The organism is Enterobacter sp. SCRI0065 (assembly GCF_059766475.1).
Genome location: NZ_JCBAJB010000018.1, coordinates 1 through 22,648, shown reverse-complemented (window position 1 = coordinate 22,648; position 22,648 = coordinate 1). Strand labels below are relative to the sequence as shown.

The 22,648-nt window shown below is 46.0% G+C and carries 24 protein-coding genes; 12 read left to right on the top strand and 12 right to left on the bottom strand.

Annotation, left to right across the window (positions count from 1 at the left end):
- Positions 1 to 171: 171 nt before the first annotated feature.
- From AC6EMZ_RS22825 to AC6EMZ_RS22815, 3 genes are all read right to left on the bottom strand, one after another.
- Positions 172 to 375 (bottom strand): Hha/YmoA family nucleoid-associated regulatory protein, encoded by a 204-nt coding sequence (locus AC6EMZ_RS22825; RefSeq protein ID WP_498405114.1) that lies wholly within the window; start codon positions 373 to 375, stop codon positions 172 to 174.
- A 12-nt stretch (positions 376 to 387) separates the two neighbouring features.
- Positions 388 to 1,752, bottom strand: coding sequence for a replicative DNA helicase (dnaB, locus tag AC6EMZ_RS22820; protein ID WP_498405113.1), 1,365 nt, complete (start codon positions 1,750 to 1,752; stop codon positions 388 to 390).
- A gap of 211 nt (positions 1,753 to 1,963) precedes the next feature.
- Positions 1,964 to 2,791, bottom strand: a complete 828-nt coding sequence (locus AC6EMZ_RS22815) for a hypothetical protein (RefSeq protein ID WP_498405112.1) — start codon at positions 2,789 to 2,791, stop codon at positions 1,964 to 1,966.
- Between the two features lie 400 nt (positions 2,792 to 3,191).
- Here AC6EMZ_RS22815 and AC6EMZ_RS22810 point away from each other — a divergent pair, with 400 nt between their 5' ends.
- Positions 3,192 to 4,025, top strand: a complete 834-nt coding sequence (locus AC6EMZ_RS22810; RefSeq protein WP_498405111.1) for a tyrosine-type recombinase/integrase — start codon at positions 3,192 to 3,194, stop codon at positions 4,023 to 4,025.
- A gap of 354 nt (positions 4,026 to 4,379) precedes the next feature.
- Here the strand turns inward: AC6EMZ_RS22810 and AC6EMZ_RS22805 are convergent, their stop codons facing one another.
- Both AC6EMZ_RS22805 and AC6EMZ_RS22800 read right to left on the bottom strand, forming a co-directional pair.
- The gene (locus AC6EMZ_RS22805; protein ID WP_498405123.1) at positions 4,380 to 5,327 is read right to left on the bottom strand and encodes a hypothetical protein; all 948 of its coding nucleotides are present in this window, start codon (positions 5,325 to 5,327) and stop codon (positions 4,380 to 4,382) included.
- Positions 5,328 to 5,414: 87 nt separating this feature from the next.
- A complete protein-coding gene (locus tag AC6EMZ_RS22800) occupies positions 5,415 to 5,570 on the bottom strand; it encodes a hypothetical protein (protein WP_498405110.1) in 156 nt (51 codons plus the stop codon).
- Between the two features lie 400 nt (positions 5,571 to 5,970).
- Between AC6EMZ_RS22800 and AC6EMZ_RS22795 the strand changes: the two genes are divergently transcribed.
- On the top strand, positions 5,971 to 6,288 hold the full coding sequence (locus AC6EMZ_RS22795; RefSeq protein WP_498405109.1) for a hypothetical protein: 318 nt from the start codon (positions 5,971 to 5,973) through the stop codon (positions 6,286 to 6,288).
- Between the two features lie 56 nt (positions 6,289 to 6,344).
- Here AC6EMZ_RS22795 and AC6EMZ_RS22790 read toward each other — a convergent pair whose 3' ends face one another.
- A complete protein-coding gene (locus AC6EMZ_RS22790; protein WP_498405108.1) occupies positions 6,345 to 6,479 on the bottom strand; it encodes a hypothetical protein in 135 nt (44 codons plus the stop codon).
- A gap of 62 nt (positions 6,480 to 6,541) precedes the next feature.
- Positions 6,542 to 7,021 carry a thermonuclease family protein gene (locus AC6EMZ_RS22785; RefSeq protein ID WP_498405107.1) on the bottom strand — a complete coding sequence of 160 codons (480 nt, stop codon included), beginning with the start codon at positions 7,019 to 7,021 and terminating at the stop codon, positions 6,542 to 6,544.
- A 92-nt stretch (positions 7,022 to 7,113) separates the two neighbouring features.
- Here AC6EMZ_RS22785 and AC6EMZ_RS22780 point away from each other — a divergent pair, with 92 nt between their 5' ends.
- The 4 genes from AC6EMZ_RS22780 (at position 7,114) to umuC (ending at position 10,232) form a co-directional block, all read left to right on the top strand.
- Positions 7,114 to 7,524: a hypothetical protein gene (locus tag AC6EMZ_RS22780; protein WP_498405105.1), complete on the top strand. Its 411-nt coding sequence runs from the start codon at positions 7,114 to 7,116 to the stop codon at positions 7,522 to 7,524.
- Positions 7,525 to 7,706: 182 nt separating this feature from the next.
- Positions 7,707 to 8,318 (top strand): hypothetical protein, encoded by a 612-nt coding sequence (locus AC6EMZ_RS22775; RefSeq protein ID WP_498405104.1) that lies wholly within the window; start codon positions 7,707 to 7,709, stop codon positions 8,316 to 8,318.
- 227 nt (positions 8,319 to 8,545) lie between these two features.
- The gene (gene umuD, locus AC6EMZ_RS22770; protein ID WP_498405103.1) at positions 8,546 to 8,983 is read left to right on the top strand and encodes a translesion error-prone DNA polymerase V autoproteolytic subunit; all 438 of its coding nucleotides are present in this window, start codon (positions 8,546 to 8,548) and stop codon (positions 8,981 to 8,983) included.
- Complete coding sequence (umuC, locus tag AC6EMZ_RS22765) at positions 8,970 to 10,232, top strand: translesion error-prone DNA polymerase V subunit UmuC (RefSeq protein WP_498405102.1); 1,263 nt, start codon at positions 8,970 to 8,972, stop codon at positions 10,230 to 10,232. The genes umuD and umuC overlap by 14 nt, the downstream gene beginning before the upstream one ends.
- 41 nt (positions 10,233 to 10,273) lie before the next feature.
- Here the strand turns inward: umuC and AC6EMZ_RS22760 are convergent, their stop codons facing one another.
- Complete coding sequence (locus AC6EMZ_RS22760; RefSeq protein ID WP_498405101.1) at positions 10,274 to 10,696, bottom strand: H-NS family histone-like protein; 423 nt, start codon at positions 10,694 to 10,696, stop codon at positions 10,274 to 10,276.
- A gap of 12 nt (positions 10,697 to 10,708) precedes the next feature.
- Positions 10,709 to 11,107 (bottom strand): hypothetical protein, encoded by a 399-nt coding sequence (locus tag AC6EMZ_RS22755; protein ID WP_498405100.1) that lies wholly within the window; start codon positions 11,105 to 11,107, stop codon positions 10,709 to 10,711.
- Between the two features lie 166 nt (positions 11,108 to 11,273).
- Between AC6EMZ_RS22755 and AC6EMZ_RS22750 the strand changes: the two genes are divergently transcribed.
- The 5 genes from AC6EMZ_RS22750 (at position 11,274) to AC6EMZ_RS22730 (ending at position 13,976) form a co-directional block, all read left to right on the top strand.
- Complete coding sequence (locus AC6EMZ_RS22750; protein WP_498405099.1) at positions 11,274 to 11,984, top strand: transglycosylase SLT domain-containing protein; 711 nt, start codon at positions 11,274 to 11,276, stop codon at positions 11,982 to 11,984.
- Between the two features lie 316 nt (positions 11,985 to 12,300).
- Positions 12,301 to 12,594 carry a hypothetical protein gene (locus AC6EMZ_RS22745; RefSeq protein WP_498405098.1) on the top strand — a complete coding sequence of 98 codons (294 nt, stop codon included), beginning with the start codon at positions 12,301 to 12,303 and terminating at the stop codon, positions 12,592 to 12,594.
- Positions 12,594 to 13,124, top strand: coding sequence for a restriction endonuclease (locus AC6EMZ_RS22740; RefSeq protein ID WP_498405097.1), 531 nt, complete (start codon positions 12,594 to 12,596; stop codon positions 13,122 to 13,124). The genes AC6EMZ_RS22745 and AC6EMZ_RS22740 overlap by 1 nt, the downstream gene beginning before the upstream one ends.
- Positions 13,125 to 13,144: 20 nt before the next feature.
- Positions 13,145 to 13,519, top strand: coding sequence for a hypothetical protein (locus tag AC6EMZ_RS22735; RefSeq protein ID WP_498405096.1), 375 nt, complete (start codon positions 13,145 to 13,147; stop codon positions 13,517 to 13,519).
- Positions 13,509 to 13,976, top strand: coding sequence for a conjugal transfer protein TraP (locus tag AC6EMZ_RS22730; RefSeq protein WP_498405095.1), 468 nt, complete (start codon positions 13,509 to 13,511; stop codon positions 13,974 to 13,976). Before AC6EMZ_RS22735 ends, AC6EMZ_RS22730 begins: the two co-directional genes overlap by 11 nt.
- 101 nt (positions 13,977 to 14,077) lie before the next feature.
- Here the strand turns inward: AC6EMZ_RS22730 and mobF are convergent, their stop codons facing one another.
- The 3 genes from mobF to AC6EMZ_RS22715 are packed head-to-tail and all read right to left on the bottom strand — an operon-like array spanning position 14,078 to position 21,716.
- A complete protein-coding gene (mobF, locus tag AC6EMZ_RS22725; protein WP_498405094.1) occupies positions 14,078 to 19,090 on the bottom strand; it encodes a MobF family relaxase in 5,013 nt (1,670 codons plus the stop codon).
- Positions 19,090 to 21,363: a type IV secretion system DNA-binding domain-containing protein gene (locus tag AC6EMZ_RS22720; protein WP_498405093.1), complete on the bottom strand. Its 2,274-nt coding sequence runs from the start codon at positions 21,361 to 21,363 to the stop codon at positions 19,090 to 19,092. Before AC6EMZ_RS22720 ends, mobF begins: the two co-directional genes overlap by 1 nt.
- A gap of 2 nt (positions 21,364 to 21,365) precedes the next feature.
- Entirely contained in the window at positions 21,366 to 21,716 is a 351-nt protein-coding gene (locus AC6EMZ_RS22715; RefSeq protein ID WP_498405092.1) for a hypothetical protein, read from the bottom strand.
- A 400-nt stretch (positions 21,717 to 22,116) separates the two neighbouring features.
- On the opposite strand from AC6EMZ_RS22715, the gene AC6EMZ_RS22710 reads away from it, so the two are divergent.
- Positions 22,117 to 22,648 (top strand): hypothetical protein (locus tag AC6EMZ_RS22710; RefSeq protein WP_498405091.1); only part of this gene is annotated, 532 nt, incomplete at its 3' end.

Here is a 22,648-nt window from a genome sequence, read left to right as displayed (position 1 = left end):
AGTAAAGTGTTACATGCAAAAATATTAATAACAGCTGCTTTCTTAAACAATATGAGGCAGGAACACAGGTGGCAAACTCATAAAAAACATTGGTTATACTAGGTTTTCGCAGCGCATCGACATCATTAGCGTATCTATAATCATAGGAGGGTTAATAATTGCGTGCTGTAACTATCGTACATATCGCCACATGTGCGACGGTACTTTATCGAAGAATTTTCCAGCAATGATTTCTGCTAACCGATGATCAGAAGCAGAGTAAAATACCACCAGTTCTTCAGCCCTGAGAGTATCTTCTTTACGCTGGATAATTTTCTCAAGCGTAGTAATTTCTGAAACTTTTCTTAGTTTTAAAAGCCAGTCTTGTTTCTGCATTGGTTTCCTTTATTAATTATCAATTTGAGGACCGGCATAATTGTCAAAGCGTGACCATTTACCATTAAATGTAAGACGCACGGTTCCAATAGGCCCATTTCTTTGCTTGCCAATGATTATTTCCGCAATACCTTTATCTTCACTGCGCTCGTTATAAACCTCATCACGATAAATGAATAGAATTAAATCTGCGTCCTGCTCTATCGATCCAGACTCACGTAAATCTGAATTCAGCGGCCTCTTATCAGAGCGTGATTCCAGAGAACGATTCAGCTGAGATAGCGCAATAATAGGGATTTGCAGCTCTTTAGCTAAGCTTTTAAGCGAACGGCTGATTTCCGCTATCTCCAGCGTCCGGTTTGCGTCCAGCTCCGGTACTCGCATCAGCTGCAAATAATCGACCATTATCAGGCTAAGTCCGCCACACTCTCTGTGCAGTCGTCTGGCACGGCTGCGAAGCTCTGTTGGGGTAAGTCCACTGGTGTCATCGATAAAGATGTTGTTACGTTCCAGCAATACTGAAGACGTTCCAGAGATACGTTGCCAGTCATCATCATCTAGCATTCCTGTACGGATACGTGTCTGATCCACCCGTCCTAAAGAGGCTAGAACACGCATCATTAGCTGATCTTTTGGCATTTCAAGGCTAAATATAAGCACAGGTTTATCCTGATTATTAGCAACATTTTCACAGATATTCATAGCAAATGTTGTTTTACCCATTGATGGCCGGGCAGCAATAACAATCAGGTCGGAGTTCTGTAGGCCTGCTGTCTTTTTGTTAAGATCGGTATAACCTGTATCTAAACCGGTCACACCATCATGGGGGGTTTCAAACAGGTGTTCGAGACGATCAAGCGTACTACCCAGAATGTCATCGATGCGGGATGGTCCTGACTGAGAATTAGCTCTGACTTCTGATATTCCCATAACCTTCCGCTCCGCAAGGTCGAGAAGTTCCTTTGACGACCGCCCCCTTGGCTGGGTCGTTTCCGCAGTGACTTCATTCATCACGGCAAGGATCTCACGCTTTATAGCCGTCTCTCGAACCAGCTCGGCGTAGGCATGAATGTTTGCGGCGCTGGGTGTATTCTTTGATAACTCAGCGATATAAGCAAACCCGCCGCATGATACTTCTAACCCACGTCCTCTGAGGGAGTCAGTCAGCGTGATTAAATCAATGGGGCTGTTGCGTTTAATCAGCAATGCCATTTCACGATAAATAACACGATGAACGCCCTCGGAAAAATCAGCTTCAGAGAGGATCTCGGCCACATTATCCCATTCATCGTTAACAAGCATTAAACCGCCTAGGACAGCTTGTTCGGCTTCGACGGAACGGGGAGCGACCGCAATGTTCTCGTACTGGTTCATCATCGTATTACCTGTAATCTCTAATTGACGGCTCATTGTAACGCATAACCGTTACATGCCAACAGTCATATGGTTGTTTGTGCATGCGCAAAAGCGGGTTATGCCCGGACTGCCCGAATCAACATTTTGTACGGTGATATCCAGAAACTCCTGAGTTGTCAGATATGTTTTATCTGATAATTCAGGAGTTGGACAAGACGAAGTCGCGTCAGTATTAATTATATCTTGCCCCATCCACTCTTCCATTTTTGTCGAGAAGCTTTAATGCAAGATTAAGGTCCTCAAGGCTTACATCGTCATGAAGCTCATAAATCCTTGACAGATGAGTCTGAAGAATAGCGTTTTCATTAAGATACATCACATGAATCTTTGATATTTTTATTTCACGTTCAGATTTTCTACTGCTACGTGCAAGCCCCCACATGCCTGTTACAAATAAGAAAATCATAAAATAAAATTCAAAGTTCTGATAGTGTGCAGGAAAAAACAAATATGTAAAATTAGAAAAAAATATAAGACTAGAAATATAAAACATCAAAGAGTATTTTTCAGGGACTCGATAGAACTCTGATATTACTTTTATACGCCTGACAGCATCATTTTCAACAAGGCTATAACCACTCAGCCTGACTGGCGACTTCTCATCCTTATGGTATTCTCTTGTTTTTTGAGTCAGCCGAATTAGATGTATAGCCGAAGAATGAAGCTTTGAACCTTTAATAAAATCATTTTCCTTTACGTCAGGTAATTTCAAATCAACATGATAAATCCCACAGGCTTCAGAAATCCTATTGCTAAGTGAAACTTCATTTAAAGCCCTTTCTAGGAGATAGGCCATCGCATGATATACATCGTGCTCATGCGACACTTGTTGCCATATGTTTATAATGGGAAACCCATTTAATCTTCCTTTAATCCCAAAGCGCAAATAGACACTCACAATATCATCTAGATTTAGACTATCGTAGACGCTAATGGCCTGGCTCCAATCTGATAATACGATCATATCGTCTCTGACATTCTTTCCAGCTTGACTAACCATAAATGTCTACCCTGCGTTCAGCTGAGTTCATAGCATTACCCTTGATATATATTCGTATCATGAATATTATATCAGATAACTGTTACACGCAATCTTCGCTTACACATTTCGCTGGTTGCGGTAAAACGGTTAAAGATCCGCATAACCCGCAGCGGAGGATTTTGTGGATATGTAGTAGGATTTGCAGGTGATAGGACACCATATAGACGATCTGTTTGGCCGTTTAGCTTCCAGCTCAGGATAAATGTTTACGGTAAAATGATAAATATCGCGTAAACTTCCGCAAATGCGGCGATGCTCCTGGGTATTTATTTCAGTTCCGGTGACAGACCGGAAATCGTACAATTTTAGATACCGCAGATTGAGGCAACTGCTCCAGCTGCTAACAAGGAACGACACAATGAGCAATGAAGAAAGTAAGATCGTATCAGCCAACGAACCGTCAGAACGTTCGCCCTTTCCAAGCCCAATGCTGATGCCGGTATCTGAAATCGACTGGTCGCGGGTATTTGCCATGCGTCAGCTTGCCGTTTCTTCTTCCGATGCACCGGCTTACCTGCTGGCCCCGGAGGTTGCTCTCCTGTTCAGTTATATTCATGATCTGCGCGAACGCTGTTTTTTTGAAACGTTATGGAATACCGGCGCCAGGCCAAATGAAGCCCTGGCACTAACGCCGCAAGATTTTGCTTTTGATGCGGCCATGCCTTACGTCACGCTGAAGACGCTTAAACAACGGAATCGTGGCCGTGGACGCCCAGAGAAGTATGCTCCCCCCGTCCGTTCAGTCGCCCTGTGGGATGCCGATTATCGTGCACGAATGCAATCCCTCATTGCGACCTTTGCTATCCGTAAAACGGATCTGCTTTGGCCTGGCCGGAATTCTTCTCCGGTAGCGGAGTCGGTTTCCGTATCGGCTGATACGGTTTCTCGTTGGCTTAATCGCGCTTTAATTACCGCTGAAAGTGACGGTGTAACGTTTAGTGTATCTCCAATCGTACCGAAAACCTTCCGTCACAGCTTTGCCATGCATATTTTGTTTAATCGCATACACCCTAAAGTATTGCAGTCTCTTATGGGACATAAGTCATTCAAGAGTACAGAGGTATATACCCGGCTGTTCTTGTTCGATGTTGCCGGGCAGCATGATGTAAGTTTCAGCTTTAATACCGATCAGGCCCGGTATCTTTTGAACGGTCCCTATCCCGTGGGGCAACTTCAGAATAAGCTTCCTTGAAGCATATGAGGCTTCAAACCCCTTAAAATATTGTAATAACAACTTACGGTAAGGTACTGTATGCAATGGTTAAATCGTTATCTTTTAGTATCGGGCATGTTGTTCTTAATCTGCGCCGCTGTGCTTAAACTTAATCCTTCACTGACAGACTTATTGCCTCCAACTCACCCGACAATTCACATACTTTTCCTTGTTTTAGTAGCAAACCCTCCATTCCTGGTATTTCTGGGGTTATGCAGTATTTTGATATGGCTGATTAACAAGGGGCGGTAAGACTAAATATATTTGCGCATGCGCAAAGGTGCGAATAGCCAGGTTCAATTCAGACCCGCTACCGAACTGCATTGCCGGGTTTTAAACCCGGTTAACCTCCCATCCCCGCCGCCCCCTTGCTGCACCGACGCGGTTAATCACAACATAACGGTCAAAACGCTCACGCAGCCGCCTAAGTTTGACGGGCAATTCTTTTGTAATAAAGGCCTCGGGGAGGTCAAAGTCATCAAAGTGAGCCTCCAGGTAGATATGTACCCGCTCAAGAATATCAGGAAGGGTGATATTTTTGCTTTGCTCTGCCGCACCCAGTGGCCCCTGCCACGCATCCCAAAATACCTGCTGGCGCAGGGTATCCTCACTCCAGGCAAGTTCGTAGAGCGTCATAAAAATCTCACGGGCTGTCCGGTAAGGCTCAACATCAAACTGTTCCAGTAGGAAGAAATAACACGGGATTTTTAACGCATTGATACGTGCGATTTCAATTGCCGGGTCACGACGCAGTATTTTGAGGTTATTGAAGCGAGAGCGCATGCAGGCGATAGGATTCAGCACCCTGATCTTTTCGTGCATCTCAGGCATACCCGGTTCGCTCGCCTCTACATAAAAGGGAGTCGTGAGAATATGCAATTTGTTCTCGAAAAGTTCTTTGGTATTAAATCCCCCAGGGCAGTCGATGATATCAACAATATTGGCAACATCTGGTTTATCGGGGTCTGCAAAAACCCGGTTATCACTCTGCATGATCTGGTGAGTATCTTTATCAAGCAAAGCAAACTGGGCAAGCTGTGGGGGCTGTCCTTCTTTATTCAGGAAGGTTTCGACGTTAAGGGTACGAGCAATCGCAACTATATCTTCCTTTCTGGCGCTGTAGTCACAGTCTACTGACGTGACCAGACGGGCGTCGGGCAGCACAGGATAGAGACGATAATAGTAGGATACCCAGTATTGCACTGCCTGCCCTCCCACCGCGATAAGCGGGGCGGTGAACTGATCAGCATCCTGAATGAGTTTCCGATTAAGCAGATACATCTGCTCGTATGGCGGGATAACTTCCTGATGTTTGGGCATAAAAAAACCATCAATGAATGATGGTTTATTTTGCCTCAGATTAGGGGATCAAACCAAGTCGATTTGATGGGCAAACTTATCGCTAGCAGATTTACTGAGGGAACTTTTCACCGCCGGTACATAGCCTGCATTACCGCGAACTACTTCAGCTGCTACTTGATCATAGCGCTTATGTTGAAGTTCTTTAGCTTGTGCCGGTGACATATCCAGTACCTGAGTAAGTGACAAAGTAGAATTAAGGTAAATATACGACAGGTTTTCAAACCAGGCAAATACTTCCGTAAGTACAAATAGAAGAAGAACCATGTTGCGCTACTAAGTACCTCGTAAGTTACTGAACAAAAAGATACTACTTAGTATCAGGTAAGATCATCAGTAACAACGTACTACCAAGCTCTTTTGATAGCTCCCTACATGAACAAACCTATCTAACAATGTGACAATTTCAGATAACGCTCTTTGAAAATGTGGTTGCATACGACGCCAGATACGCTATATATAGCAATATGCCGAACAACAAACCCTACATATAGTGCATCACCTGTCAGATGCTGGGAACGCTCGGTTAATGATAGTTCTTCAGTCAATCCCTCAGGAGGTAGTTATGGGCTTTAAAGAAGTTGCAGGCGATTTCATACAGAACAATTTGTATAGCGTTAACACCGCCAGGTTGCATGATATGATCGATGCACAAATCCCCCCGGATGCGATCGCTTCCATTATCAACAGCGCTGCTCAGAAAAAGAACAGCGATATTCGTGTAACCAGTGACCAGATTGCGGGTTATACACATGTGCGGGCCACCGTGAACCAGGCTCCGATTGTTCTGGTTCCTAAGCAGCAGTTTGATGCAGCCATGAATGCTGTTGAATCAGGTTCCAGCACAGTTAGCGGGACCTCAGACACAGTGTTTGAAAGCTGAGTCACTTTTGCCGGGCGAAAGCCCGGCTAAAAGTAGTCTTATTTCACTACGTCTAATCAGTAAAACAACAATACGCCGCTTGAAAAGCATCCTAATAACAAGGCCAGAACGCTGCAAATGCCCGTGGTTAGCAAAGCAACCATAGTAGAGAATACCGCCAGGGTGGCAAAAAGAATCGATACAAAATCCATAATAAGAACTCCTGTTTAATCATTTCTCTGCAAAATACCCTTTGTTAGTCTCTTATTTCGAATCAAGGCAATTTATATTGTTTTCGCCATATGGATGGCTCAACCGGTTGTTTTTCTGCCCATAACCCCCTCTTTTCAATCCTTGCTTCCTGCTCGTCCCGCAGATAACCCGGTACGGTCGCATTACCTTTGTATCGGTACACCCAAGCCAATCCAGCTTTTACCTGCATCTGATTCACATCACGGCCATCGAGCATTACGGTTGCAAGTATTCGCCCATACATGTCTCGCTTGTCTCCAACCGCAAGCACTTTATGCCCTGCCACCATTTCCGTCAGAGCTTGTTTAGACCGCTGTCCAAACGGTTGTGCCTTTTCAGGAGCATCGATACCGTTAAGCCTGACGCGAGCTGATCCATTTTCAGTCAGTATTTCAACAGTGTCACCATCCAGCACTCGGACAATTTTACCTGTGATATCAGCCATTGCTCCCACGGGAATGCTTAGCATTATCAGTGGCAGTACCGTTAGCGCGTAATTCATTTTTCTCCTGTAAAGATAACAGATAAGTGTTACTATCATGATACATATTAATATCAAGTCAAGAGCATTAATAAAAATTGAGGAAGAACGTTATGTTGAAGTCTGTAAGTAAATTCTTTAATAGCGGTTTTAAAGCAGAATTTATTGGCGTTATTTTGTTAATTTTCTTTTTTTACCTCCTGCTTAGCAGGGCAGGTGAATCTTTCACCATCTATGAATTCATCACACCTTTACTTTGGATGAGTTTCATTACTGCTATCTGTTTATGGATACAGTCAATTCGCTTTTTCAAAAATGCGATCCGTAAACACAGTGAGTCAGATTTTAAGTTAAGCGCTGCTACTGCTATGTGTCTGGGGGTAATGTTTATGGCAGGAAGCGCGATCATGCAGAATATCCCCGCCATGTCTGCGCAATATCTAATTATTGCCCTAGCATCTGTTTATGGATTAGCCCTTTGCTTGTTTTCTGCTGCATCTTTACGTAGGGCCGCCCAGCAGTGATGGACGTGGCGAACGTCTTAAGCAACGCAGAACATTGAAGCTACGAGTATTGGGGACTTACCCCGATATCCGGTTAGAATATTAAGGTACTAATCTTGCACATCCAACCCCGGACTCATTTATTGACTTCTTGCGCAAAAGGAAAGAACCATTTCACATCTACCTCACCGGTACTGGAGATTGTGCCGAATTCAACGCCGGAATTACTCATTGAGGCATGGCTGAAAAAACTTAGAAATTACTCCCCTGAAGGCGCAATATCTGTTATTGACCTCTATCGAGGGTCACACTGGTCATGCGCTAAAGAAATTCTAAAAACGACAACTAACCTGGACCTATGGGTTATATCAGCTGGTATGGGTTTACTTCATAGTTCCGAAAAGGCAATTCCGTATGAAGCGACCTTTAACCAATTGCCTTTTGCACCTTCTTCCTGGTGGGAAATCCTGGCTGAAGCAAATCAACGGGTGCGTCGGTCCAGTTCGATAGCCCAGCTCATGAAAACACATCCCGGCGATAATTACGTTGTTTCTGGATCACCGGTCTACGTTGCAGCTGTTGAACGTGATATCAAATTAGGCATACCCTCTCTGATTAATCCTCTTGCACAGCTAACTGTCATTACATCAGGAGGTTATAAAGGAATGCTTGAGCCATATCTTGTCAGGAGCCATACAGGCATGTTGAAAAGTCTTAAAGCTAATATGGTTAGCCTGAACATTAAGTTAGCCAAATTCATTATCGAAGACAGAGTAAGGGGGCAGATCCCAGTTGGTTCTATCATGACGACATAGGGAACCAAATTTGCGCATGCGCAAAAAGCTTAACCACATTTGGCGTAACGTCAGTGTCGTCGTTACACTACGAGAGGGAGGGGTGTCATTGGGGTGGTTTGTTATTGGAGGCATCCCTCTCTTTTTTACACTTGAATCATAAAGGTAGCTTTTTCCTCGCATCTGTCTCTTGAAATCTTCGCACATGTAAATAATACTGTATAAAAACACAGTATAGAGTTGCATGTATGAAAACCATTTCACTGATACCACCTGACATTTATCGAGTCTCACGCACACAGCCTTTCTTTGGTGATTTGATACCATGTGGCTTTCCTCTCCCATCTGAAGGGATAGAAGACCAGCCTCTGGATTTGCATACCTACTGTGTTAAACGTCCTGCCAGTACCTTCTTCATTAGGTGCGACGGGCTTTCTATGATTGATGCCGGTATAGCACCACGAGATTTGCTGGTTGTAGATTGCTCAATTCAGCCGGTACATGGTGCAATCGTCATTGCCCGAGTTGATGGCGAATTCACCGTTAAAAAATTACAGCTTCGTCCTATTCCCGCATTAATCCCTATGAATCCAGACTTTCCTGTCATAGAAGTAGAGCCGGAATTACTGGATATTTTTGGTGTAGTGACTTTTACCATCCGGGACTATCTGCATGTTTCTGCATAGTGATGCCAACGCATTTTATGTAAGTTGCCAGACAGCAATGGAGCCGGGTCTTATCGGTAAACCGGTCATAGTCACGACAAATAACGATGGTGCTATAGCCGCCCTAAATACCGAAGCGAAGACGCTAGGCCTTAAACGTGGGCAGCCCTTATTTGAGATCCAGCAATTGATTCGCGATAACGACGTAAGGGTATTTTCATCAAATTTCGTACTTTATGGCGATTTTTCTGCACGTTTTCACACTACAATTGGCGAGAGTGTACCCCGCCACGAAATCTATAGTTGTGATGAGGTTTTTGCTTCCCTGCACGGAATGGACAAGCTTATCAGCTTCGATGATTTTGGTCGGGAGCTGCGAGAAAAGGTATATCGACATACTTCATTAAAATGCGGTATTGGCATTGCGGAAACCAAAACACTTTGCAAAGCCGCAACCTGGGCCGCCAAAAAATATCCTCAGACGCAAGGTGTAGTCGTCATAAGCCATCCCGCCAGACGTGACCGGCTATTGGCGCTAATTCCTGTCCGGGATGTATGGGGGATCGGCAGCAAACTTGCAAAACGCCTCAATGATATGGGTATTCTCACCGCCCTAGAATTAGCCAGAATGGATACACGTCTTGTTCGTAAGTTGATGGGAGTGGTTGTTGAACGCACCGTGCGGGAGCTGCGCGGCGAACCCTGCTTTGGACTTGATACTAACCCGCCTTCACGAAAGCAGATAATTGTATCCCGCTCATTTGGTCAACGCACAACCGACCTGGAAGATGTACGGCAGGCCATATGCGCTTTCAGTTGCCAGGCAGCAGAGAAACTGCGCCGAGATCGCAGTTTTGCAGGGGCTATTACCGTATTCATACAAAACAGCCGTCACAGCCAAACTGAACCCTATTTTTCAACTGTTGCACTCGAAGCTCTCCCTGTCACACAGGACTCACGGGATTTAATCCGGGCCGCTCAAACAGCACTTCATCGAATTTGGAAGCCAGGTGTTCATTATGCTAAAGCCGGAGTTATGCTTAGTGAAATTGGGGATGGCCGCGAACAACTGGACCTGTTTAGCAATAATCAGCCAGGAATAAACAGCCAGGCCTTAATGCAGACCATTGACAAGTTGAACAAGGCAGGACGTGGCACTATCTTTATGGCCGGTGAAGGAATTCATCGAATTTATAAAGGGAAACAGCAGTGGCTGTCGCCCTGTTATACGACACGCTGGAAGGATATTCCTATCGCCTGGATAAAATAAGAAACCCGCCCGGAGGTGAGTTGAAAAAAAGTTCTGAAGGGCTACTCCCCTGAAATTTCATACCTTTTCAGGGCTTCTTCACCTTCACTCTCTATAATCTCTCGTAGCGTTCGAGGGTAGACACCCACTCCTTTGTAATGAACGAGCTTTCCATGAATACGGAAGGTTCGCATCTGACCAATCGAAGGGCGCTTTCTAGGTCGAGTATTATCGAGTAGTTCATCAGGTTCAATACCATCTTGTCGTAGCGAAGAAAGGTGTTCGCGGATTTTCTCCTGCTTTTCCTTCTGTCTGAGCCTTTCTTCCTCCAGCAGGTCTTCGCGCATTTCTATGATGCGATTAAGATCCGCCCTCACGATACCCAATAGGCGCAAATCCATCTTTTTAAACACAGCGGTTCGACGCGTAATGCTTGACAGGTATTCAGTAACAGCGTTCACGGTAAGAGGCGTTTTTTTATTCATTGTCGTGGTCGCTTATAGTTTGTTGCTACCGGTGAGGCTGAAGGGAATATAAGTGTCCTGGTCGAGAACAAAATAGTTCAAATCTTCCATACGAAACGCTTTGCCTTTCTCCGGGCTGTACCAGATAAATCCACGTTTCAGCGCATCCTCGTCCACGTTAACAATCAAGCTGTACGGTTCCTGCTCCATTGCGCCGATTTCCCGGCCAAATAATGGGCTGTAAAGTCCAGATAAGCGAATCACACTCTCACGTTTTTCGTTGTAAGTGCGAATGGCTCGATAAATTGCTGAATGCTTGAACTCCTCAAAATCATACGGTTTGATTTTAAGAACAAGGCTCTTTGCGACAGCTTTGATTAACTCCCCCCCACTTTTACTGAGAAGCAAAAGCGTCTGTTCGATAGATTCCATCAACCTCTTGTTTTGCAAGTTAAACTTGTCTGTCATTAAAATTAGCTCCGAAATCGAATTAATTAATCATTGCACAAAATTTAAATTATCTCAATCGAGTGGGGTTGAACTATAACAGTTATGTGATACATTTTTATATCATGACAATTAGTATGAGGATTGATAATTGAGATTTACAAAATTGACATTTCTAGCTCTCCTGATCATGGGAGCTAACCCTGCGTTAGCATCGTCAAATACTGAACAACAGTTCACCGGCTCACTGGCTGAGCAAGGTTCAGCAATTGCAGCTAAACCCTCTTTCACATCTGATGAGTTATTCAATAAATTGCTACATCAGGAAAGTATGGGTAATCAGTTCGGAAAAAACGGTCAACCGCTCACCTCCCCTAAAGGTGCAATTGGCGTTGCGCAGGTTATGCCAGAAACAGCCCCGGAAGCGGCAAGACTTGCCGGTCTTGAGTGGAATGCATGGCGTTATCGCAATGATGAGACATATAACAAAGCGTTGGGACGAGCCTATCTTGACTCGCAGCTGGACAAATATGACGGCAACCATGTTCTCGCTTTAGCTGCATATAACGCGGGGCCAGGGAGCGTTGATAAATGGCTTAAACGTTACGGTGATCCGCGTAGCGGAGAGATAAGTAATAAGCAATTCATGCAAGTGATCCCCTTTGTAGAAACACAAATATATGTTGCCAATATTCTTAACGGTACTTCGGGCAATTTCCGCTATACACCGTCGCGTAAGAATAGGCCTTTAGGCGAGGGGTATAAAATCGAGTTTCGAGATACGCACCCAGGCATCACTTTCAATCTGGCGGTTAACCAAACATTCAGCACTGGTAACGGTAAACTGGTAGGTGGATTATGACAGGCTATTTGTTAGCGTTGACGTCTGCCTTGCTAGCTTTTTCCTATTATCTCATCTTGTGGATACAACCATCTTTGTTGACTCACCATGCTTCCGTATTCGGTGTTCTTATCGCTTTTGTTTGCCTACATATCAGCCTGAGACGCTTTATTAGACGTCATAGTTTTCATGTCTTATGCCTTTTCACCAGTGCCGGTCTATTTACTTTCTTTCGTTCATTTAATGACGCTAATGTGTTTCTTTACGCCCTTGTTGGGCTTCATGGTGTTGTTGCCTTGATCGTGTTTCTTACCATTCCTGTACGTAGTGAGCCTCAATGACCGGAAAGTTATTAGGAATACTTCTGGTCGCATGCGGTATGGCCGGTGGCGTTGTGCTTTGGGTGCTTAGCAAAACATCCTCATACTCTACGGACAAAACTACTGTAAGGCGTTTCAAACTCGATCATGAATATCACAACAAAGGCTTTACCGAAAAAGGGCAGAGTGAGGGCATCTTTGATGTACCGAATGAAATTAACGCTGAGAAAGGAGAATCCTTCGAAAGCGTTCACTTATATACGGAAACGCCTGACACAATAAACGAGAATACTCCGGGAGATAACTTTTGATGGAAAAAAACATCATTCTTGGCGGCTTTATATTGCTTTTGTTCGTCATTTATCCACTGCTCTTTCGTAAAAAAAACCGTCATTCTAGAAAACAGCAATCCGCAGAGCGAATTATACAAACCATTAATGCAATGGCTAATCCAGCACAAAAAATCACCTACCTGCGCAAAGTCGATCCCTATGCCTTTGAAGAAATGGTGCTGACGCTACTGCAACGAAAAGGCTTCGTAATCGCCAGGAATAAGAGTTACAGCGGTGATGGTGGGCTGGATGGCAGGTTTGAGCATAACCGGCAGCTGTGGTTGATCCAGGCAAAACGGTATTCGCATCGTATCAAACAGGAACATGTCAGCGCCTTCGCGTCACTGCTCAAAGAGAACAACTGTAGCGGGGGCATCTTTGTTCACACTGGCACTACACCTGCATCGGTACGTGATTACGTTAAGACCAGCTCCAGCCCCCAAATAGAAATTATCTCCGGCGACCGGTTACTGAATCTGTTCGATTCGACACTAAAGCTAAAATTCTAACCTCACGTAAGGATCAGACGATGTTTATAAGTAGAAAGGCGCATAACAACATTTGCATTAAATACGAAAGAAAAATTTTTGCATTGACCAATCAGCTTGAAAAGCTGGATTTCTCGAAAGAGAGTAATGGTGGACCATATAAGCGCATTATTGAATGCCGGGAGATTGCAAAGGTCGCCGCCACGCTCCCCCCGGAACAGGCTCGGGTTCTTCTTTTCCGGGTGTCATTCATCGACGCATGGCTGAACAGCTTAATCCCTCTGATGACGGCAAACATGCGAACTGAGCACAAAAAAATGTGGGAAAACCTGTTAAAGGAATTACCTGCTGGTGAAATCTATGCTGGAGCTATGAACGCACTGCCAGCGCTCGGGAGCTATCACCATGAACAGTAATCTCATGCGAATCGCAATTTACGTGTTGTCATGGTGTGCATGGGCATGTCGCAATTTAATCCTTTTCCCCGCAGGAATGCTGACACTCATCGTCGCATTGCTGATAGTTCGCGATCATTCTTCTCCCGGTCAGATACTGGTAAATATAATGCAGAAAGCTGATGAGGTGACAGACGGAGTTAACTGGAAGTGGCGCGATTGCCCCTCAATGTCCAGGAATTCAAATGAATTTCCACCAAAACTGTCCGTCCAACCTTCAGTTCTGGCCGCGAATTGCCCTGAAGTGATATCCGATGCAAAAGGGTATGCCGCTCGCTTTAATGGCAATGTCTTGCCGTTAGCCGGGATGCTGTGGGTCATCATGGCCGCTATTAGCGTGACCGTAGAATTGTACTTGCGCCGGTTCCCAGTGCTGACACAGCCGACCCGTCTGCACGTTAAGAGTAAATCTCAATGATAACGGCGACGGTTACCCGCTAACGCGCTGTTTGCGCATGCGCAAAGTGTTCAACCTTTCGGCATAAAGTACCCCGCTTCTGCGGGGTTTTGCGTAATATGTCACAGAGTCTTTTGCCGAGTTTTCTGCGCCACTTCCCGTGTTTTCTCGACCACCTTGTTTACCGTGGTTGTGACCGCTTTATCCACAGCAGCCTCCAGTTTCATCAGGGAGCGCATGCCAAAGCCCAGCCCCGTACCGAACTGCTTATCAAACGCGGCCATGTCGCTTTTGGTGATCGATACCTTCCTATCATGAAGGGCTGTTTGTCTGAAGCCGGGTGTTGAACGGAGGCTATCAAGCAACTTCGCTTTATCGTCGGTCACAATTCGCAGATTAACCGCCGTTTTTGTCAGGGCGTTGTGAAGCGCTTCCTGCGTAGCAAATTGCTTCTTCCACGACTCCATTAATGTGATCACATTATCAAACTGTTTATCTTTGATATTGAACATATTGTTAGTATAGCCCCACTCCATATGCTTCCAGCTGGAAGCATCCACCGTAACCTGCCGGTTATTAGCAAGACGCAGGGTTAGCTTCGTACCGTCGAGTGTTTCAACCGTACCAATCATCTTGGATGACACCCCTTTTCCGTCAGCACTCTCAACCTTGTCAGCAGGAACACTACGCGTGAAGCGGAGGGTTTCTCCCTTCTGAACCTGCTTTTGGTCCACATGAAAGACCTGAACGGAATTATTACGACTTCCCGCGATTTCAGAGGCGTTGATGGTTACTCGATGCCCCGCTTCAACCGATACGAGTATCAGCTCGTTCCCGGACTTATTCAACGCCTCAACGGTGTAATACGCCCCTTTCTCGATACCTGGGCGCTGGCTTTCAAACTGGACTACCTGACCAGGCTTGTAGTTTGTTGCTACCTTCTTCTCAAAAGGGTCTAAGTTCGCGTTGCGATAAAATGCCGTAGTTACCCCATTTCCCTGAAGAACCCCTTCTGATTGAAGCCCTCGCCGGATTTGCACATCGACCTTGTTACGAGAGAAGTAGTCAGGGATCACCACGGCGGTTTTGGTGCGATCTGCGGGGGCGAGATTTAGCCAGGCTTTAGCAATGACATTTAGCCGGATGGCGCGGTCATTGGTCTGATTATCAAGATCACGAACCTCACTCATCATTGGGCTGATATGCGCAAGCGCATCCTCAATTTTTCCCTGCGTCAGCTTATCCGTGGCGTGGTTAATCTCCGGATTAAGTGAGCGATTGGCCTTATCAAAATCGATGGTGGTTATCCCCTGCTCGGCCAGCAATGACGGCATGTTTCCCCACGCGATAGAGTTCTCCTGTCGGTCAGCCACAAGAACGGTCCTTGCCCCCACATATCGCGCCGCCTGCTGCAACCGAATCAGGTTTTCGGCCCCCATTTGGGAAACGTTCTCCACCACCCAGATTTCTTTCCCTGGGCGCACGGTTTGACCTGCGGCAATTTTGGTTTCCATCTGGTCAAGGTGCTGGTAGATATTGGATGAGAATTTCATCGATTCCCGCATCTGCTTCACACCTTCCGCAGTTGTCGAAAATCCTTTCACCCGGTAGCCTCGCTCTTTCGCGATATCCTTACCTAACTCTCTCATAACATCACGATGACCACTGAGATCGCTGCCGGTGATGAGGATAGATTCATCCCTGCTGGTCATTACCGCCGTCAGCGCTGCCTGAGTTGCAGCTGAGACAGGTTCAGCGATTCCCTGTCGTGCCTTATCTTCTCTCGCAGAGAGAAACCGGCTAACTACTGATTTTCCTGCGATGGCCGAGAAGCGATCCTGGCCTTGAAGCATATGCCGCACTATCTGCGCTTCATGCCGGATGTTTTGCGGCATGGTGTAGTAATTCTCGCTATTCAGCTTGTCATGGTTGATGTGGGAAAACCCTACTTCACCGCGCATTCGCATAGCATAAATAGCCGTCTCAATATCTCTGACATCATATGTACCCAGCGTGTTTTTCAGCGTTTCGGTCACTAAGGCAGAATGACTAAACACTCCCTGCTTGTTTGCCAGTTTTTGAGTGGCAATGTTGAGATCGGCATACAACTGCCGGGTATCGGTAGATTGGGCCTGAAGATGCTCAGCAGCACGCTTCATACCCGTAACGGAAAAACCAGTCAGCGATGTTGTTTTGTTGGCATCATGCTCTTTGAGGGCTTCTACGACTTTGCCTACGTTGTCTACATATAACCGCGCCTCATTACGGGCGCGACTAAGGTTAACGTAAAAACTGCGCTCGTTAACCAGATTACGCCGCCAGGATTCGATTTGCGCCATGACGCGATCCACCGTCTTCCCCTGAGCCTTGTAGGACGTCATTGCGTAACCATGAGAAACACTTTGCAGTTGCGATGAATCTAGCGACAGCTCTTTCCCTTTTTCATTGACGAGGGTGAATGTGCCGGTGGACGGATCAATACGGGAGACGGTAAACTCATCGCCGTTACGCACATTGAGATCCTTGCGGGATTTGGTAAAGATAACCTTCTCCTTCTCGGACAAGAGAATACTCCCCTCCCGAAACACATCGATCGCAAACTTCGATTTGCCGGTTATCTCAGACGGATTGAATTTTCTTTCCTGACCATCGTCGTTTTTGAGCAACAACTCCTTTCCTGAAGCATCTGCAACCTTCCAGAACTCCCCTTTCTTAAACTCACCGTGATCCAGCTGGAATTCGATGATGTGAGCATTTTTGTAATAGCGGCTGTCTGTGCGTTCCGCTTCGTTAAGGTTTGCGCTCAGCAGCCCCCGAACAGCAACCTCATTGGCCGACAGTTCACCGTCCAGTACTCGCTTTTCATGTACGCCCTTGTTAAAGGCCTGACGGCCTTCGTTATCAGGGATAATGACCAACGTCTTTTCCCGCTCAGCTTGCGAGAGAGTAAGGTAATCATCAAGTACACTATGCTTTTCCATGTCATAAACGGAGTTCTTCAGACGCGAAAACGCCTGAGAAAAGTTACCGCTTATAGAGTCGTACACCGCAGCACGCAGTTGCTCATTTTTCTGACGGATAATGGTTTGGACACTGGACGTTCGCATACCAAAGCCCTGCAATACAGCAAATGGGCGACCCCAATCTACCGACTCCATTTGTTTCTTATCTCCGAGAAGCAATAGTTTTGCATCGCTTCGCTCGGCTTCCATAATGAGTGCATGTTGGTTGTCTGCCCCTACGAGGCTGGCCTCATCGACAAGCCAAATCTCACGACTACTGACTGTGCCTTTCATTCGCCGATACAGGAAGGAATCTACCGTGCTTGCAGAAATACCCGTTTCCTTCGCAAGCGTCTCTGTAGCTGAACCGGTAGGTGCTAATCCCTTGAAGCTAAAGCCTTTAGATTCACCATAACCGATTAGGCACTGAAGTAACGTAGTTTTACCGGTTCCTGCGAACCCCTGGATGCCGGAAACCAGGTCTTTATTAGTGGCCGCTTCGACAATCGCCAGCCGCTGGTCTGGCGAAAAAGCAAAGGCCGAACCAAACTCCAGGGTTTTCTCGGCTTCAAACTGATCGATATACGCATTGATGCTGGCAATATCCCCTGCCGCCTGCCGAGACTCTTTACCACTCAGCATGGTTAAGACCATTTCACGTTCTTTTTCAAAGGCAGCTGGCGTGGTGTAGGCCGCCTCGCCATCACCTTTTCTGGCGACACGGGGAAGCAGTTCCCCGCTGTTAATCATCGCCCGCAGTATCTGTTCTATATCACCAGGCAGAGCACTACCCAGCGCCAGACGGGTTGCCTCTTTCAATACATCGCTGTGGGTAAACACCGCTTCATCTGCCGCCATGACTTTATAGGCAAGCCGAACGTCATGAATAATTCCCGCCAGTTCGCTCGATGATTGGTCCTGGTGACTGATGTACTCCCTAGCATTTGTATCAGTCGCACGTTCGATACTGATGCTGATGCTGATAGCACTATCTGGAGAACGGGTTGTATCGGGAAACTGGCTTTCAGATTGGATCTCGAAGTTAGCACCACGGCTAACATGATTTAAATTTGTATCATTGCCAGGTAAGGAAAAATTGGCTTCCTGATCAGCCTGACGCTCTTGGCTAGCGAGCGATGGGCTTCCATGTCCCTTTGAAACGCCTGTAACGGCTTCAGGCACATTTTTTTCTCCACTATCAGAATATGGCTCATTTAATGGTTTACTCTGCTGTAAGTTGTCGTAGCTGCGGTTAATAACGTCATCAAGAGAAACACCGCTTTCTCTCACCGTCTCATCCCATGAGGCCTTCAGTTCATCATATTCAACATGAGTCTTTGAATCACGACTGAAAAGTGCCGCTTTTTCCATAGATTTAGCATCGAACAGGCCGTACTGTTTCGCAGCTTCTAGAACATCTTTACGCCGCTTTGAGAAGGTGTCCAACAGGGAGTGAGGTACGCCCTTAATATCCCACAACCCTGTTTCATGATCGATTTCGAGGTCATAGCCGATTTGCTTAACTAGTTTGGCTAAATGAGAGCGATAAATTAGACCTATGCCTTTCTGATTTTCATACATTTTTAGCGTTTCGAGACTTCGCCATTGGCCTGAATCATCCATTACAGCATTCATCACAACATTATGAGAATGTAATTGAGGATCATGTTTTCTGGACTCAGTATGAACATAACTTGCATATATCAGATTATTAACTTTGGTATATTCAGCAGTGCCGCCATTCGATATCCTAGTTAATGCATATTCTTTCTCTAAAAACTTCATCGTCTCGGCAGTCGCTTTAATATGCGCATCAATGAGACGCTTATCGTTACCGACTAATGCAAGAACCGAAAGGCTTTTAGGTGCTGATAAAGTAAAATCCCATGCCGGTACATGTTCGATTGTACCAGCGCCGCCATTTTTACCCAGCTGTACATCAGGACTAATTCTCCCTTCTAATAAACGAACGAAATCGTCAGAATTCACTGACCCTTCTAGACCTAATTGCTCTGCTCCACTTCCTCCCCAACGGGATGTAATATCACCACTATCCTTATCATAATACTGGTCTGGCGAGTTATAGTAGGATGATGCCTGGGCAATATTTGTAACTTTAGCGACACTAAGCATTACATGCCTCCTGGAAATTCAGGCTGGTCGAATGACCTATCAATATTACGGTTCATCACACCGTTGTTATCATTCCTTTCACTATTCTGCGGCTCATTACTAAATGAATTTTCATATTCACTCTGAATATTCTCAGAAGCCTGGGTATCAATTTCCAGATGAGAAAAATCACCTTCCTCATCCTGTTCCTCTGTATCAGACGGCTTCTTAGGGTTAGCACTCATCGCTTGGGCGACAGCATTCATTGGCGCTTTGGACTTCGCAGAAGACATAGCCTGTGCTACAGGGTTTGTTACTTCACCAGAGGAAATCGGCTGATTGCTGTCATTCGGGATTACACTTTCAATAACTTCATCTAGGACTTGATCCTGCGATTTACCCGCATCAGGATTTGGTTTGTTCCCTTGTTTAAACTTTTGTGATTCCCGCTTCTCTCTGGAAATATCTTTATTAACGATACTGACTACATCCTCTGGTAAAATCTCATTCTCTTTGGACAACGCAGTAAGAAATGATGTGTCGTTTAAGGTTTCGTTTTCAATGATACCAGGGTGCAGTTCTTTCATATTGTCGTATGGGAATTTAATCTTGGCGACAGGCAATCCACGACCTAACTTCAGATAGCAGGTGTTATCAAGCAACTCAAAAATCTGACTTTTGAGTATAATATTACCCTCTTTATCCTGACGATTTATTGAAGTGGCATCACGAACATCGTTAGCGCCGTAGCTGGTATTCTCGGACGACTTTTCAGTCTCCTGGTCGCCCAGCTGGTCAGCTAACCATGCAGCCCCCTTACTGCCGTTTATACGAAATGCGGCTATAGCACCAATACCATCCATCAGAATCTGACTTTTCTTCTCTCCATAGACAAAATCAGTCTGAGCATTTGACTGAAATCCTAAAATTGGAAAGCCGCCAAATTTTCGGCAGGTAGACATAAAATCAGGTAACGAAGGGATCTCCTGAAGTGTTCCGGCCTCATCGATACTCGTACCGATTAAACGCTCTTGCGAGGGTTCAAGTGTAAGAATTGCAGACAAGGCAGATTCTATCATCATGGTTATCATCGGTTTGAGAGTGTCCTTCATATCGTCACGAACAGTGATGAATACCCATGCTTCGGAATCTTCATCCTGCGCCCAATTTTTGAAGGAAAACCGTGGGCCGGTAGGCAGAGCAAGATGCTTAAAATTTCGTGTGTAAGCGGTGATAACAGCCCTGACTGAACCGGCTAGCTTGTCGAGGTCTAAGTTCATCACGTTTCTGGCATCTGTCGTAGCGACAACGTTAGCTATTTTATCGTTTGGCATACGAAGAATGATGTTCATCAAATGCTCAACCGAAGGCATGTCATAACGCCTTCCGAGTTGTTCCAACAAGGCTGAAAATAATAGACGTGGAGCCTCCGTCCAGAATGGATCTCCACCCGCATTGCTATCAGGTATGGCAGCTTTGGCCATACGGTCATACATTGCTGGGTTTTTCCCCTCTGCCCAAAAATCCCATGAATGTGATCGGGTATCAAATACGTTAAGAATTACGTCTTTTCCAGGTCGGTAAAAACGCTTAACAAATTCACCTGAAATATCATAGAGAACAGCCTTTCTTTGCTGCGCTCTAAGCTGTCGCAAAAGTTCCCTGATAATAGTGGATTTCCCTACGCCCGGAGAGCCTAGAACAGCAATACCTGAGTTTTCCTGAAAACGAACAAGAGGAACATTCGCGATAGAAATACGTGACAATCGACCGTCTTCTTTCACCTTTTCGTTCGCCGCTGCTATCAATTCCTTTGCAGTGGTAAGTTCAGCGCCACGTCGATGCTCATCCTTACTCTCCTGTTTGCCCTTATTGAGGATGAACCGAAACAAATACCATGCTGCAATGAGGGCTACAATTGATGAGATAACAATGCTTAATATCAGATTGGATATCAAAGTATCTGCATGATTTTGCATGGTCGGTGATCTAACTATCTGCGCATCCATTACCGTTACTTTACGGCCATTTGGAAGCTCCAGAGTTGTCTTTCCCTTCTTAAGACCTATCAGCTCTACCAGTGTGTAGGAGTAACCGTATTTAAAGCCCATGTACCAGTCAGTTTTATCAGTAATTTGGTAAGTTACGGCTGAAGTCGCAATGGCAAATACGAAAAAGACAATTTTGAAATAACGGGTCAGGGTCTGATGCAACATTCGGATGAAGTGCATAAGTACCTGACCGCCACGGTTCAAATCCGAAACAGTGCTGTTTTCCTGCTTCTTGTCGATCATGATTAGTCCTCCACGCCCAGCTGCTTTAAGAGGGTACTCACTCGTTTACTGCTTTTTGAGAAAACGAATTCGCTGGCAATTTCTGTTGCTGCTTCCTCTGTAACCTCCGGGTTTTCCTTCATGATCATGAACACGACCAGGTGGACAATATTGAATGAGGAAGACAGCACATGTTTCAGCAAGACGTCTCCCTTGAACGTAGACACACCAACATTGGTTAACTCATTCATCACCATTTTCTTCGCAAGCTCATTGGTGGACATCCCCCGTCTTGCCGCCTCATTTTGTAGTGCCAGATCTAGCGCACCGGATAGTCGAAATTGAATCTGCTGCTTGGTCTTAACGTTACCCATATGAAAAGCACCTCCTTTAATGCTTATTATTTGATACATATTTGTATCATATAACTATGTATACATCCATTTCCCAAGGTGGGTCAGGGAATGCACTGCCTAATGACAGGATTTGTGTATACCTCAGTCTGTATACACTTTTCAGGCTTTACGTTGTCTGGGTTTAAGAGGATAAAAACTGAAAATGTATACAGATTCGTACATGGTGGGGTATACCCCCTAAAGCTAGGCGCAGCATGGCTTTGGGCCTAGCATTGTATAATGCGTGGGGTGTGACGCGATTTTTGGCTCTACTCTACCCACATCCACCTTTTGCTTTGTCTTCCTTCTCCAGATCCCGCTTATCCTCTACGCCTCTGACTCGTTGCTTCACCTCGTAGGTCAAACTCTATGACCTGGAATGAGCCTCCATCGCTGCGAGGTAGCCGATAAAATCAGACAGGCTGCACCGGAAATCAGGGGGCATCTGCGCAGCAGTGCGCCCCGCCATCACCACGGCAGCGGCATCCTGCACGAAGGGCAAACAGTCACGCGCCAGCGTGTCACCGGCCATCACGATCTGCACACTGCCCGAACGCTAGCGCAGCGCTCAGGCTGCACCGGAAATCAGGGGGGCATCTGCGCAGCAGTGCGCCCCGCCATCGCCACGGCGGCGGCATCCTGCACGAAGGGCAAACGGTCACGCGCCAGCGTGTCACCAGCCATCACGATCTGCACACTGCCCGAACGCTGGCGCAGCGCTCAGGCTGCACCGGAAATCAGGGGGCATCTGCGCAGCAGTGCGCCCCGCCATCACCACGGCAGCGGTATCCTGCACGAAGGGCAAACAGTCACGCGCCAGCGTGTCACCGGCCATCACGATCTGCACACTGCCCGAATGCAGGCGCGGCGCTCAGGCTGCACCGGAAATCAGGGGGCAGCTGCGCAGCAGT

Bases quoted from the DNA above. Each gene is read 5' to 3' on its own strand.
- AC6EMZ_RS22825 (WP_498405114.1), bottom strand. From the start codon at position 375: ATGCAGAAACAAGACTGGCTTTTAAAACTAAGAAAAGTTTCAGAAATT.
- dnaB (WP_498405113.1), bottom strand. From the start codon at position 1,752: ATGATGAACCAGTACGAGAACATTGCGGTCGCTCCCCGTTCCGTCGAA.
- AC6EMZ_RS22815 (WP_498405112.1), bottom strand. From the start codon at position 2,791: ATGGTTAGTCAAGCTGGAAAGAATGTCAGAGACGATATGATCGTATTA.
- AC6EMZ_RS22810 (WP_498405111.1), top strand. From the start codon at position 3,192: ATGAGCAATGAAGAAAGTAAGATCGTATCAGCCAACGAACCGTCAGAA.
- AC6EMZ_RS22805 (WP_498405123.1), bottom strand. From the start codon at position 5,327: ATGTATCTGCTTAATCGGAAACTCATTCAGGATGCTGATCAGTTCACC.
- AC6EMZ_RS22800 (WP_498405110.1), bottom strand. From the start codon at position 5,570: ATGTCACCGGCACAAGCTAAAGAACTTCAACATAAGCGCTATGATCAA.
- AC6EMZ_RS22795 (WP_498405109.1), top strand. From the start codon at position 5,971: ATGGGCTTTAAAGAAGTTGCAGGCGATTTCATACAGAACAATTTGTAT.
- AC6EMZ_RS22790 (WP_498405108.1), bottom strand. From the start codon at position 6,479: ATGGATTTTGTATCGATTCTTTTTGCCACCCTGGCGGTATTCTCTACT.
- AC6EMZ_RS22785 (WP_498405107.1), bottom strand. From the start codon at position 7,021: ATGAATTACGCGCTAACGGTACTGCCACTGATAATGCTAAGCATTCCC.
- AC6EMZ_RS22780 (WP_498405105.1), top strand. From the start codon at position 7,114: ATGTTGAAGTCTGTAAGTAAATTCTTTAATAGCGGTTTTAAAGCAGAA.
- umuD (WP_498405103.1), top strand. From the start codon at position 8,546: ATGAAAACCATTTCACTGATACCACCTGACATTTATCGAGTCTCACGC.
- umuC (WP_498405102.1), top strand. From the start codon at position 8,970: ATGTTTCTGCATAGTGATGCCAACGCATTTTATGTAAGTTGCCAGACA.
- AC6EMZ_RS22760 (WP_498405101.1), bottom strand. From the start codon at position 10,696: ATGAATAAAAAAACGCCTCTTACCGTGAACGCTGTTACTGAATACCTG.
- AC6EMZ_RS22755 (WP_498405100.1), bottom strand. From the start codon at position 11,107: ATGGAATCTATCGAACAGACGCTTTTGCTTCTCAGTAAAAGTGGGGGG.
- AC6EMZ_RS22745 (WP_498405098.1), top strand. From the start codon at position 12,301: ATGACCGGAAAGTTATTAGGAATACTTCTGGTCGCATGCGGTATGGCC.
- AC6EMZ_RS22740 (WP_498405097.1), top strand. From the start codon at position 12,594: ATGGAAAAAAACATCATTCTTGGCGGCTTTATATTGCTTTTGTTCGTC.
- AC6EMZ_RS22735 (WP_498405096.1), top strand. From the start codon at position 13,145: ATGTTTATAAGTAGAAAGGCGCATAACAACATTTGCATTAAATACGAA.
- AC6EMZ_RS22730 (WP_498405095.1), top strand. From the start codon at position 13,509: ATGAACAGTAATCTCATGCGAATCGCAATTTACGTGTTGTCATGGTGT.
- mobF (WP_498405094.1), bottom strand. From the start codon at position 19,090: ATGCTTAGTGTCGCTAAAGTTACAAATATTGCCCAGGCATCATCCTAC.
- AC6EMZ_RS22720 (WP_498405093.1), bottom strand. From the start codon at position 21,363: ATGATCGACAAGAAGCAGGAAAACAGCACTGTTTCGGATTTGAACCGT.
- AC6EMZ_RS22715 (WP_498405092.1), bottom strand. From the start codon at position 21,716: ATGGGTAACGTTAAGACCAAGCAGCAGATTCAATTTCGACTATCCGGT.